This window comes from Mucilaginibacter sp. P5_A4 (assembly GCF_056400605.1).
This window is the reverse complement of record NZ_JBFUKX010000163.1, coordinates 1-827: the sequence shown is the minus strand read 5'-3', so window position 1 is coordinate 827 and position 827 is coordinate 1. Positions and strand designations below refer to the sequence as shown.

General features: G+C 33.4%; 1 protein-coding gene. It reads left to right on the top strand.

Going from position 1 to position 827, the window contains the following annotated elements:
- Nucleotides 1–90 precede the first annotated feature (90 nt).
- A complete protein-coding gene (locus AC1DQW_RS27820; RefSeq protein ID WP_477457043.1) occupies nt 91–684 on the top strand; it encodes a sugar transferase in 594 nt (197 codons plus the stop codon).
- Nucleotides 685–827 lie beyond the last annotated feature (143 nt).

The following is an 827-nucleotide window of genomic DNA, read 5'->3' as shown; positions in this document are numbered from 1 at the left end:
TAATAAACGCTATTGATAAACAACTGGCATGTGCAAAAAACCAGTTAACCATTGATAATGAAGTTGGGGTTTAAAAAGTTTGTAAAAAAAATGATCATAAAAAGATTTTTTGATATAGTTTTTGCAATTGCGATAATATTGCTGCTAACTCCCCTGTTTTTTTTAATAGCCATTATCATCTGTGTTAACTCAAAGGGTGGCGTAATTTATTTGCAAAACCGGGTTGGGAAAAATGGAACTGAATTTAAACTTTATAAATTCAGAACAATGTACCCACATTCTGACAGGGCGGGGCTATTAACAATTGGCTATAATGATTATAGGATAACCCCGGTTGGCTATTGGCTCAGGAAATACAAGCTTGATGAATTACCGCAATTGTTTAATGTTCTTATTGGCGATATGAGCTTTGTAGGTCCGCGGCCCGAAGTGCAAAAATACGTACAATTATATACAGAAAATCAGCTTAGGGTATTGAGCATAAAGCCAGGCATAACTGACTGGGCTTCAATTAAATATTTCAATGAAAATGAATTGCTTTTAAACGCTGCCAATCCAGAAGAACTTTATATAAATACAATTATACCATCTAAGATCCACCAAAACCTGGAGTATATCGATAACCGTAATTTTTGGATGKACGTTAAGATAATTTTCTACACAATAAAGAAACTGTTTAAATAAAGCCCAACTTTTCATGTTACTTAAAAAGTTTTTCGTTTTTGGTGTTGTTGTATTTTACCTGTATACACTTGCCTTTGGCATTTTTATGACAGATTTATTAAGGATACCCGCACCATTTATAGCCGGCTTGTTTTTGATTTTTT